Source organism: Streptomyces sp. NPDC021115 (assembly GCF_044333065.1).
Lineage (GTDB): Bacteria > Actinomycetota > Actinomycetes > Streptomycetales > Streptomycetaceae > Streptomyces.
Genome location: NZ_JBIRQF010000043.1, coordinates 1 through 13280, shown reverse-complemented (window position 1 = coordinate 13280; position 13280 = coordinate 1). Strand labels below are relative to the sequence as shown.

Here is a 13280-nt window from a genome sequence, read left to right as displayed (position 1 = left end):
TCGGATGCGGGGGTGGGGACGTTCCTGGAGCTGGGGCCGGACGGTGTGCTGTCGGCCCTGGTCCGGGAGTCGGCACCGGATGAGGCCGTGGTCGTGCCGGTGCTGCGTAAGGACCGCCCGGAGGAGACCGCGGCGGTTACCGCGCTCGCCCGCCTGCACGTGACCGGCGTGGCCGTGGACTGGCGGGCGTTCTTCACGGGTACCGGCGCGCGGCAGGTCGAGCTGCCCACCTACGCTTTCCAGCGGCAGCGGTATTGGCCCGAGGCGGCTCAGAGCGCGGGGACCGAGGCCGGGATGGCCGTGGACGGGGTCGACGCGGAGTTCTGGGCCGCGGTTGAGAGTGAGGACCTGGAGGCCCTGGCGGCCCGCCTGGAGATCGACACGGACGCGTTGGACGGCGTGGTGTCCGCGCTGGCGGCCTGGCGTAACCGGAGCCGGACCCGGTCGGCGGTGGATTCGTTGAGGTACCGGGAGACATGGCAGGCGTTGAGCGGCACGCTGCCGACGGCGTTGTCCGGGACCTGGTTGGTTGTGGTCCCGGCAGACGAGGCCGAGCACGAGTGGGTTCGGTTCGTGCTTGCCGCGCTGGGCGGGGACGTGGTGCGGGTGGTGGTCGAAGACGCCGAGCGTGCGGCGTTGGCCGAGCAGCTTACCCGGCAGATAGCCGAGTTGACTGCACAGGGTGTGGCAGAGCCCTCGGGTGTGGTGTCTCTGCTCGCGGCTGATGAATGGGCTCGTTGGTCGGGTGTGCCCGCCGGTGCGGTGGACACGGCGGTTCTGGTGCAGGCGCTGGAGGATGCCGGGATCGGGGCGCCCGTGTGGGCGGTGACTCGCGGCGCGGTGTCGGTGGGGTCCGCCGATCCGGTGAGCCACCCTGTGCAGGCCGCGGTGTGGGGGCTGGGCCGGGTCGCCGCGTTGGAGTACCCGGACGGTTGGGGCGGCCTGATCGATCTGCCACAGGAGCTCGACGACCTGGTCGTGCGACGGTTGGTCGGGGTGCTGGCCGGGCCGGGGGATGAGGACCAGGTCGCGGTTCGCGCCTCGGGCGTCTACGGCCGTCGGTTGGTGTCCGCTCCCGCGCCCGTCCCGCCCGTCGACCCCACCCTCACCCCCATCGTCGAGGGTGAGGGCGCGACGTGCTGGGAGCCGTCGGGCACGGTACTGATCACCGGTGGTACCGGCGCGCTGGGCGCGCACGTGGCCCGGTGGCTGGCCGAACGAGGCACGGAACACCTGCTGTTGTTGAGCCGCCGTGGGCCGGGCGCGCCGGGCGCACCGGAACTGGAAGCGGAGCTGACCGCACTGGGCACCCGGGTCACGGTCGTGGCCTGCGATGTCGCCGATCGCGCCGAGCTGGAAGGCGTACTGGCCGCCGTCCCGGCCGAGTTCCCGCTGACCGGTGTGGTGCACTCGGCCGGGGTGCTGGACGACGCGATGCTGGACGGTCTGACCCCGGAGCGGTTCGAGGGAGTGTTCCAGTCCAAGGTCGCTCCGGCGATGCTGCTGGACGAGCTGACGGCCGACCGCGGTCTGTCGGTGTTCGCGCTGTTCTCGTCGGTGGCCGGTGCCCTGGGCAACCTCGGCCAGGCGAACTACGCGGCCGCCAATGCGGTGCTGGACGCGCTGGCTCAGCAGCGCCGGTCGCGAGGTCTGCCCGCGACCTCGATCGCCTGGGGCGCCTGGAGCGGGGACGGCATGGCCGCGCGGGCGCGGCACGCGGGGACTACGGCGCTGGAACCGCGGCTCGCGTTGGAAGCCCTGTCCGAGCTGGTGGCCGAGCCGCACGCGACCACGGTGGTCGCCGACCTGGGCGACAAGCAGGTGCTGGAGGCGCTGTTCAGCCTGCGGTCCATCGCGTCGCTCACTACGCTGCCCGGCGCGCGTGAGGCCGCGGAGACGGCCAGGGAAGCGCGGCGCGAGAGCGAAACGGCGGCATCGGCGCTACGCGAGCGTTTGCATGAGGCCCCGGAGAGCGGCCGGCTGCCGGTGCTGCTCGACCTGGTCCGTACCCATGCGGCCGCTGTGCTCGGGCACCCCGGCCCGGACGCCATCAAGCCGGACAGGGCCTTCCAGGACCACGGCTTCGACTCGCTGACCGCCGTGGAACTGCGCAAGCGGCTCGGCATGGTCACCGACTTGATCCTGCCCAGCACCATGGTCTTCGACTATCCGACCCCCGTCGCGCTGGCCCGATACCTGCGGGCGGAGCTGCTGAGCGACGCCGCCGACGGCACCGACACCACCGATACGTCCGGCGCGGGTGCCGTACCGGGCGTGCCGACCGACGACGAGCCGATCGCGATCATCGGGATGAGCTGCCGCTTCCCCGGTGGCGTCAACTCGCCCGAGCAGTTCTGGGACCTTGTCTCCTCGGGGGTGGACGCGGTCTCGGAGTTCCCGGTCAACCGTGGCTGGGACACCACCGGCCTGTACGACCCGGATCCGGACCGCAGCGGCACGACCTACTCCACACAGGGCGGGTTCCTGCACGACGCGGGCGCGTTCGACCCGGTCTTCTTCGGCATCTCGCCGCGCGAGGCGCTGGTGATGGACCCGCAGCAGCGGCTGCTGCTGGAGACCGCGTGGGAGGCCGTCGAACGGGCCGGGATCGACCCGGCCGCCCTGCACTCCACCCTGACCGGCGCGTTCATCGGCTCCAGCTACCAGGACTACGGCCGTGGCGCGGGCGACGGCACCGAGGGCCACATGGTCACGGGGTCCATCCCGAGCGTGCTGTCGGGCCGCGTGGCGTACGCGCTCGGTCTCGAAGGCCCGGCCGTCACGGTCGACACCGCCTGCTCCTCGTCGCTGGTCGCCCTCCACCTGGCCTGCCAGAGCCTGCGCGACGGCGAGAGCTCGCTCGCGCTGGCCGGGGGCGCCACGGTAATGACGACGCCGGACGCGTTCGTGGCGTTCAGTCGCCAGCGCGCGCTCGCCGCCGACGGCCGCTGCAAGGCGTTCTCCGACGGTGCGGACGGCATGGCGCTGGCCGAGGGCGTCGGGCTGCTGCTGGTCGAGCGGCTGTCGGACGCGCGGCGCAACGGGCATCCGGTGCTCGCCGTCATCCGCGGTTCGGCGATCAACCAGGACGGCGCCTCGAACGGACTGACCGCGCCCAACGGCCCGTCGCAGCAGCGGGTGATCCGCAAGGCGCTGGCCACCGCGCGGATCTCGCCCGCCGAGATCGACGCGGTGGAGGCACACGGCACCGGCACGCCGCTCGGCGACCCGATCGAGGTGCAGGCGCTGCTGGCGACCTACGGCCGTGACCGGGATCCGGAGCGGCCGGTGTGGCTGGGGTCCGTGAAGTCGAACATCGGCCACACCCAATCGGCGGCGGGTGTCGCGAGCGTGATCAAGATGGTGATGGCGCTGCGGCTCGGCGTTCTGCCGCAGACCCTGCACGTGGACACGCCTTCGTCGCATGTGGACTGGTCCTCGGGGGCGCTCCGGTTGCTCGCCGAGCCGGTGCCGTGGCCGGAGACCGGGCAGCCGCGCCGGTGCGCGGTGTCGTCTTTCGGGATCAGCGGTACGAACGCGCACGCGGTGCTGGAACAGGCACCGGCCGAACCGGACCCCGAACGCGAACCCACCCCGGCTTCGTTGCCGTCCGAGCAGGCTCGGGGCGTGGTGCCCTGGGTGCTGTCGGCCCGGGACGGAGCCTCGCTGCGCGACCGGGCGGCAGACCTGGTATCGCACGTCGAAGCCGATCCGGTGGACGTCGCCGATGTCGGCTTCTCCCTGGTGACATCGCGGTCGGCGTTCGAGCGGCGCGCGGTGGCCGTCGGCGCGGACCGCGCCGAACTGTCGGCCGCACTGGCCGCGTTCTCCGATGAGGACCCGTCGGCTCCCGTGGTCCGGGGCGAGGCCGACGTCGAGGGGAAGACGGTGTTCGTCTTCCCCGGGCAGGGCACGCAGTGGGCTGGAATGGGCGCCGCTCTGCTGGACCGGTCGCCGGTGTTCGCCGAGCGGCTCCGCGAGTGCGCGACGGCCCTGGGCCGGTTCGTGGAGTGGTCGCTGGAGGACGTCCTGCGGCAGGAGCCCGGTGCGCCGTCGCTGGATCGCGTCGACGTCGTGCAGCCGGTGTCGTTCGCGGTGATGGTGTCGCTGGCGTCGGTGTGGGAGTCGTACGGCGTCATTCCGGACGCGGTCGTCGGCCATTCGCAGGGCGAGATCGCGGCGGCCGTGGTCGCGGGCGCGCTGTCCATCGAGGACGGTGCCCGCGTGGTGGCGTTGCGCAGCCAGGCGATCGGCCGGCGCCTCGCGGGGCGCGGCGGCATGATGTCCGTGGCGCTGTCCGCCGACGAGGCCCGGTCCCGTCTGGAGGCTTGGGACGAGCGGTTGTCGATCGCGGCCGTGAACGGCCCAGGTGCCGTGGTGGTGTGCGGCGATCCGGAAGCGCTGGACGAACTGTTCGCCCGCCTGACCGAGGACGGCGTACGGGCGCGGAAGATCGCCGTGGACTACGCCTCGCACTCGGCGCACGTCGAGGATCTGCGCGACGAACTGCTCACCGAGCTGGCGCCGATCACCCCGCGCGCCTCGCTCGTCCCACTGCTGTCCACCGTGACCGGTGACTGGCTCGACACGAGCGGCATGGACGCCGAGTACTGGTACCGCAACCTCCGCCGGACCGTGCGCTTCGCGCCCGCGGTCGCGCTGCTGCTGGAGGAGCAGCACCGCGCGTTCATCGAGGTCAGCGCCCACCCGGTGTTGACCATGGGGGTGCAGGCCCTGATCGACGAGACCGCGGTGCCGGCCGTGGCCGTCGGCACCCTGCGCCGTGGCGAGGACGGGCCGCGGCGCGTGCTGACCTCGCTGGCGGAGGCGTACGTACGGGGCGTACGCGTCGACTGGACCGCCGCCTTCGGGACGGCGGCGAAGCGGGTCGACCTGCCCACGTACCCCTTCCAGCACCAGCAGTTGTGGGTACGGCCGGTCGAGGCCGAGCGGGCCGAGGCGGCCGACCCGGCGGACGCCGCCTTCTGGGCCGCCGTCGAGCGCGCGGACCTCGCGGGTCTGACCGAGAGCCTGCACGTCGACGAGGAGGCTCTCGCCGCGATCCTGCCGGGACTGACCGCCTGGCGCCGTCGCAAGCACGAGCAGTCCACCGTGGACGACTGGCGCTACCAGGTCACCTGGACGCCGCTGCCCGCCCTGCCCCGGGCGACGCTCTCGGGCACCTGGCTGGTCGTCACCGCCGAAGGCGAAGGCCGTACGGGCGAGGGTGGTGCCGGCGAAGACGTGGTGGCCGCGCTGCGGGCCCACGGCGCACGCGTACGCCGGGTGGCGCTGGACGAGTCCTGCCTGGACCGTGCCGTGCTGGCGTCCCGACTGGCGGACGCGGTCGAGACGGATGAGGGAGACGGGGGAGACGAGACCAGCGACATCGCCGGGTTCGTGTCCCTGCTGGCCGCCGCCGAGGAGCCGTGCCGGGCGTATCCCGAGCTGGCCGCCGGCACGGCCCTGGCCGTCGCCCTCGTACAGGCCCTGGAGGACACCGGCGCCGAGGCACCCCTGTGGTGCCTGACCCGGGGCGCGGTCTCCACCGGGCGTTCCGACCAGGTCATCCGCCCGGTCCAGGCGCAGGCGCTCGGCGTGGGCTGGACCGCCGCGCTGGAACACCCGCGCTTCTACGGCGGAGCGGTGGACCTGCCGGAGACCCTGGACGAGCGGGGCGGGCAGCGGCTGGCGGCCATACTGGCCGGAGCCGGGCCCGGGGCCGGGGCCGGAACAGAGACCACGGGCGGCGAGGACCAGCTCGCCATACGCACCTCCGGTGTGCTGACCCGGCGCATCGTGCGCGCCCCGGCCGGTGACCGCGAGCCGCGCCGGACCTGGGAGCCGCGCGGCACGGTGCTGGTCACCGGCGGCACCGGCACGCTGGGCCCGCACGTCGCCCGCTGGCTGGCGAACCAGGGCGCCGAACGGATCGTCCTGGTCAGCCGCCGGGGCACGGCCGCGCCCGGCGCCGCCGAGCTGGTGGACGAATTGGCCGGGCAGGGCACCGAAGCCACCGTCGCCACCTGCGACATCACCGACCGCGAGGCGCTCGCCGCGCTGCTGGACCGGCTGACGGCCGAAGGCCACACCCTGCGCACCGTCATTCACGCCGCCGCCGTCATCGAGCTGCACACGCTGGCGGAGACGGACATGGCGGCGTTCGCCAGGGTCATGCACGCCAAGGTGGCCGGTGCGCGGAACCTGGACGAGCTGCTGGCGGACACCGAACTCGACGCCTTCGTGCTGTTCTCGTCCGTCGCCGGCATGTGGGGAAGCGGCCAGCACGCCGCGTACGTGGCGGGCAACGCCTACCTGAGCGCGCTGGCTGCCAACCGGCGCGCCCGCGGCCTGACCGCGACGTCCGTCCACTGGGGCATCTGGGCCAACGAGCTCGGCATCGGCCGGGTCGCCCCGGACCAGATCCGGCGCAGCGGCCTGGAGTTCATGGACGCGGGCCTCGCGCTGACCGGGATGCGGCGCGCGATGGACGACGACGAGACCGTGCTCGCGATCGCCGATGTCGACTGGGACCGCTACTACCCGGTGTTCGGCTCGGTGCGCCCGACGCCGCTCTTCGACGAGGTGCCCGAGGTGCGACGGCTGGTCGAGGCCGCCGAGGCGCAGGCCGGGCAGGCGGGCAACGGCGAGTTCGCGGCGAAGCTGGCCGCCCTGCCGCCCGTCGAGCGGGACCGGCTGCTGCTGGACACAGTACGAGGCCAGGCCGCGGCCGTGCTCGGCCACGGTTCCGTCGATACGGTGGCCGAGCGGCGCGCCTTCCGGGAGGTCGGCTTCGACTCCCTGACCGCGGTCGACCTGCGCAACCGGCTCGCCGCGATCACCGGGCTCAGCCTGCCCGCGACCATGGTGTTCGACTACCCGACCCCGGTGGCGCTGGCCGAGTTCCTGCGCACCGGGATCACCGGCGACGAGCAGCGGGCCGCGGCCCCGGCCGTGTCCGCCACCACCGACGAGCCGATCGCCATCATCGGCATGAGCTGCCGCTACCCGGGCGAGGCCAATTCGCCGGAAGAGCTGTGGGAACTGGTCATGGGGGGCGCGGACGCGATCTCCGGATTCCCGGCCGACCGTGGCTGGCCCACGGACGCCCTGTACGACCCGGACCCGGACACCCCGGGGCGTACGTACAGCGCGCGGGGCGGTTTCCTGCACCACGCCGCCGACTTCGACCCCGCCTTCTTCGGCATCTCGCCGCGCGAGGCGATGACCATGGACCCGCAGCAGCGACTCCTGCTGGAGACCGCGTGGGAGGCGTTCGAACGCGCCGGGATCGTCCCCGACACCGTGCGTTCCACCCTCACCGGCGCGTTCATCGGGGCCAGCTACCAGGACTACCAGGCAGGCGGCGCGCCCAGCGGCGACGGCGCGGACGGCTCGGAGGGCCCGGACGGGCACGCGGTCACCGGCACGCTGTCCAGTGTGCTGTCCGGCCGGGTCTCCTACCTGCTGGGCCTGGAGGGCCCCGCGGTCACCCTCGACACCGCCTGCTCCTCCTCGCTGACGGCGTTGCACCTGGCCTGCCAGTCGCTGCGCAACGGCGAGAGCACGCTCGCGCTCGCCGGCGGTGTGAGCCTCATGTCCACGCCGAACACCTTCATCGGCTTCAGCCGCCAGCGGGCGCTGGCCCCCGACGGACGCTGCAAGGCGTACGCGGACTCCGCCGACGGCATGGCGCTCGCCGAGGGCGTCGGCATGGTGCTCGTGGAGCGGCTGTCGGACGCTCGGCGCAACGGGCACCCGGTCCTGGCGGTGGTCCGCGGCAGCGCGGTCAACCAGGACGGCGCGTCCAACGGCCTGACCGCCCCCAACGGGCCGTCCCAGCAGCGCGTGATCCGGCAGGCGCTGGCCAACTCGGGGCTGTCCGCGGCGGACATCGACGCGATCGAAGGCCACGGCACGGGCACCGCGCTCGGCGACCCGATCGAGGCGCAGGCGCTGCTGGCGGCCTACGGGCAGGACCGCGAACGGCCGCTGCTGCTGGGCTCGATCAAGTCCAACATCGGACACACCCAGGCCGCCTCCGGCGCGGCGAGCGTGATCAAGATGGTGATGGCGCTGCGGCACGGTGTCCTCCCCCCGACCCTGCACGCCGACACCCCGTCGTCCCACGTGGACTGGTCCGCGGGCGCGGTGGAACTGCTGACCGAGCCCACCGACTGGCCGCAGACCGGGCGGGCGCGCCGGGCCGGCGTGTCCTCGTTCGGCATCAGCGGTACCAATGTGCACACCGTTCTCGAACAGGCACCGCTCGTCGAGGAACCCGCCGAGCCCGCCGCCGGGCCTCGCGCGGAGATCGTCCCCGTCGTGCTGTCCGGCCGTACCGACGACGCGCTGCGGGCGCAGGCCGGCCGGCTGCTGTCCCTGGTCGAGGACCGGCCCGGAACGCACCTCACGGACCTGGCGTACTCACAGGCGCTGTCCCGGTCGAGCTTCGAACGCCGCGCGGCCGTCATCGCCCGCGACCAGGACGGCCTGCGCCGCGGCCTGCTGGCGCTGCGCGACGGCCTGAGCGACGCGAACGTGGTGCACGGTGGCGGGGGTGGCATGGGCCGGGGCCGGCTCGCGTACCTGTTCACCGGGCAGGGCGGCCAGCGTCCCGGCATGGGACGGGAGCTGTACGAGCGGTTCCCGGTGTTCGCCGACGCGCTGGACGCCGTACTGGCGCACCTCGACACCGAGCTGGCCCGCCCGCTGCGCGAGGTCATGTTCGCGGACGACGGCACACCCGAGGCCGCGCTGCTCGACCGGACCGGCCACACCCAGCCCGCACTGTTCGCGATCGAGGTGGCGCTGTTCCGGCTGTTCGCATCCTGGGGCATCGCACCCGACTACCTCGCCGGGCACTCCGTCGGCGAACTGGCCGCGGCACACGTCGCGGGCGTGTTCTCGCTGGAGGACGCGTGCACGCTGGTGGCCGCACGCGGGCGGCTGATGGAGGACCTGCCCGCCGGAGGGGCCATGGTCGCCGTCGAGTCCACCGAGGACGAGGTCGCCCCGCTGCTCACCGACCGCGTGTCCATCGCCGCCGTCAACGGCCCGGCCTCGCTCGTGATCGCCGGGGACGAGGACGCCGTCGAGGCGATGGCGGCCGACCTGGCGGCGCGCGGCAGGCGGACCAAGCGGCTCCGGGTGAGCCACGCCTTCCACTCGCCGCGCATGGACGCCATGCTCGACGACTTCGCCGCCGTCGCCGCGCGCGTGTCCTACCACGCGGCGGCGATCCCCCTGGTGTCCACCGTCACCGGCGAACTCGCCACCGACGAGGAGCTGGGCTCCCCGGACTACTGGGTGCGGCACGTCCGCCGCACCGTCCGCTTCGCCGAAGGCATGGCCACGCTCGCCGGGCGGGGCGTACGCACCTTCCTCGAGCTCGGCCCGGACGGGGTGCTCAGCGCCATGGCCCAGGACTGCCTGGGCGACGAGGCACGGGCGCGCACCGCCGTGATCCCGGCACTGCGCCACGACCGCGACGAGGTGCCCGCCATCACCGCCGCGCTGGCGGGCGTGCACGTGGGCGGCGTCTCCGTGGACTGGTCCGGCTTCTTCGCCGGAATGGGCGCACGGCGCATCGAACTGCCCACCTACGCCTTCCAGCGGCAGCGGTTCTGGGCGGAGCCCGCACTCCCGGTGGCGCCCGCCGCCGGGGACGGAGCGGACACCGACTTCTGGTCCGCGGTGGAGCGCGAGGACACGGACTCGCTGGCCGCCACGCTCGACCTGGACGCCGAGGCGGTGAGCGTGCTGGCTCCGGCGCTGTCGTCGTGGCGTCGTCGCCGCCGTGCCAGGTCCACCGTCGACGCACTGCGCTACCAGGCGATCTGGAAACCGACGAGCGCCGAGCCGAGGTCGCAGGCCCTGCCTGGCCGGTGGCTCGTACTCACCCCGGCCGGGTCCGGCGACGACACGTGGCTGACCGCCGTGACCGATGGCCTCGGCGCGCCGACCGTACGCGTCGAGGTCACCGGAGCCGACCGCGAATCGCTCGCGGAGAGGCTGCCCGAGGGCGAGTTCGCCGGGGTGCTCTCCCTGCTCGCGCTCGATGACGACGACGCGTGTGACGGCGGCGGGGTCTCAGCCCGCACGGCCACCGCGTTCCAGGCGCTCGGCGACGCCGGGATCGACGCCCCGCTGTGGTGCGTCACCCGAGGCGCGGTGTCCGTCGGCCGCTCCGAGCCGGTGCACAGCCCGGACCAGGCCGCCGTGTGGGGCCTCGGCCGCGTCGTCGCACTCGAACACCCCCGGCGCTGGGGCGGGTTGATCGACCTGCCCGAGCGGATCGACCCGGCCACGGCGCGCCGGCTCCGGAGCGTCCTCGCGGACACCGGCACGGGCGCCGAGGACCAGGTCGCCGTACGCGCCTCCGGCGTGTTCGCGCGCAGGCTCGCACACAGCCCGGTGACGACGGACCACAGGACCGGGCGCGAGTTCGCACCGAGCGGCACCGTCCTGGTCACCGGCGGCACCGGCGGCCTCGGCGGACACGTCGCCCGCTGGCTGGCTCGCGAGGGCGCGGACCATCTGCTGCTGATCAGCCGACGCGGCCAGGAGGCGCCGGGCGCCGACGCCCTGCGGCGAGAACTCACCGAACTCGGCGCCCGGGTCACCATCACGGCCTGCGACGCCGCTGACCGGGACGCTCTCGCCGCGGTCCTCGCGGACATTCCCGAGGACTGCCCGCTCACCGCGGTCATGCACACCGCGGGCGTGCTCGAGGACCGCGTCGTGGACGACCTGGCACCGGACGACTTCGCGGCCGTACTGCGCGCCAAGGCGGTGTCCGCGCGGAACCTGGACGAACTGACCCAGGACGCCGAGCTGTCGGCATTCGTGCTGTTCTCCTCGACGGCCGGCGTCATCGGCGCGGCCGGGCAGGGCAACTACGCCGCCGCGAACGCCTACCTGGACGCCCTCGCGGAATACCGCAGGACCCGGGGCCGCGCCGCCGTGTCGATCGCGTGGGGCCCGTGGGCCGGATCGGGCATGGTCGGCGGCGGCAGCGCCGTGGGCGGCGGCACGGACGCCGACCACGACCGCGGCGAGATCGAACGGCGGGTACGGCGTGGCGGATTCACGCCCCTCGCACCGGACCTGGCCCTCTCCGCGCTGCGTGCCGCCGTCGAGCACGACGACACCGCCCTCACCGTCGCCGACGTCGACTGGGGCCGCTTCGTCGTCGCCTACACCTCCGCCAGGCCCGCCCCGCTCGTCGGCGACCTGCCCGAGGTGCGGCAGGTCCTGGTGACCGACGGCGGCGCCGCCGCGGCCCGTATGCCCGGCGAGTCGGAGCTACGGCAGCGGCTGGCGGGCATGTCCGACGCCGAGCGCGGCCGGTTCCTGCTGGATCTGCTGCGTACCCAGGTGGCCGCTGTGCTCGGCCACGCCGACGCAACCACCGTCGAGGCCGACTGGACCTTCCGGGACCTGGGCTTCGATTCGCTGACCACGCTGGAACTGCGCAACGGGATCGCCACGGCCACCGGGCTGACCCTGCCCGCTTCGCTGGTGTACGACTACCCGACCCCGCAGGAACTGGCGGAGTTCCTGCTCGCCGAGCTACTCGGATCGCTGCCGGAGCGGGCGGCACCCGCCACCCGGTCGACGGACCCCGCCACCCGGCCCCCGGCCGACGACCCGATCGCGATCGTCGGCATCGGCTGCCGCTTCCCCGGCGGAGTGACCTCGCCCGAGGACTTCTGGCAGCTGCTCTCGGAGGGGCGCGACGCGATCTCGCCGTTCCCGACCGACCGGCACTGGGACCTGGACGCGCTGGCGGCCGGGGCGTCCACCACCCGCGAGGGCGGATTCCTCAGCGGCGTGGCCGAGTTCGACGCCGGGTTCTTCGGGATCTCGCCCCGCGAGGCGCTTGCCATGGACCCGCAGCAGCGGTTGCTGCTGGAGACCTCGTGGGAGGCGCTGGAACGGGCCGCCATCGACCCCGGCGCGCTGCGCGGCAGCCAGACGGGCGTCTTCGTCGGCACCAACGGCCAGGACTACACCACCGTGCTGCGGGCCGGTTCCGAGGACGTGCAGGGGTACGCGGCCACCGGCAACACCGCGAGCGTGCTGTCAGGACGCGTGTCGTACGTGCTCGGTCTCGAAGGCCCGGCGGTCACCGTCGACACCGCCTGCTCGGCCTCGCTGGTCGCCCTGCACTGGGCCACCCGGGCGCTGCGCGGCGGCGAGTGCTCGCTGGCGCTCGCCGGTGGCGTGTCGGTGATGTCGGGCCCTGACGCCTTCGTGGAGTTCAGCGCCCAGGGCGGGCTGGCCCCGGACGGCCGCTGCAAGGCGTTCTCCGGTGACGCTGACGGCACCTCCTGGTCGGAGGGCGTCGGCGTGCTCGTACTGGAACGGCTCTCCGACGCGATACGCAACGGGCACGAGGTCCGCGGCATCGTGCGCGGTACGGCCGTCAACCAGGACGGCGCGTCCAACGGCCTGACCGCCCCCAACGGGCCCTCCCAGCAACGCGTCATCCGGCAGGCGCTGGCCGACGCGGGGCTGGCGTACACCGACATCGACGCCGTCGACGCGCACGGCACGGGCACCACGCTGGGCGATCCGATCGAGGCGCAGGCGCTGCTGGCGACCTACGGCCAGGACCGCGAGCGCCCGCTGCTGCTGGGCACGGTCAAGTCGAACCTCGGTCACACCCAGGCCGCGGCCGGTGTCGCGGGTGTGATCAAGATGGTCCTGGCGATGCAGCGGGGCACGCTGCCCAAAACACTGCACGCGGACGCCCCGTCCCCGCACATCGCCTGGGCCTCCGGTGAACTCGCGCTGCTCAGCCGGCCCGCCGCCTGGCCCGAGACCGGCGGGCCGCGCCGGGCGGGCGTGTCGGCGTTCGGCATGAGCGGCACGAACGCCCACGTCATCATCGAACAGGCGCCGGCGGACACGCGGCGACCGGAAACCGAGCCCGCCCGGACCGTACCCGCGGTAGTGCCGTGGCTGGTCTCCGGCAAGACCGCGGAGGCGCTGCGCGCGCAGCTCACACGGCTCGTGTCCTTCACCGAGCACCACCCCGAGCTGCCCGCCGCCGACGTGGCCTACTCGCTGGCAACGGCCCGCTCCGCCTTCGCGCACCGCGCGGTGCTGCTCGCCACCGAGGACGGAGTGACGGAGGTCGAGCGCGGCGTGGCACGCGGTGCTCGCGGACCGGTCGCCTTCCTGTTCTCCGGGCAGGGCAGCCAGCGGCTGGGTATGGGGCGGGAGTTGTACGGGCGTTTCCCGGTGTTCGCGGAGGCGCTGGACGCCGTACT

Annotated in this window: 1 protein-coding gene; it reads left to right on the top strand. The window is 73.8% G+C overall.

What is annotated here, in order from left to right; genetic code table 11:
- Window positions 1-12: 12 nt before the first annotated feature.
- The coding region (locus ACH4TL_RS45635) for a type I polyketide synthase (protein WP_398425527.1) at window positions 13-13280 on the top strand (13268 nt) is incomplete at its 3' end.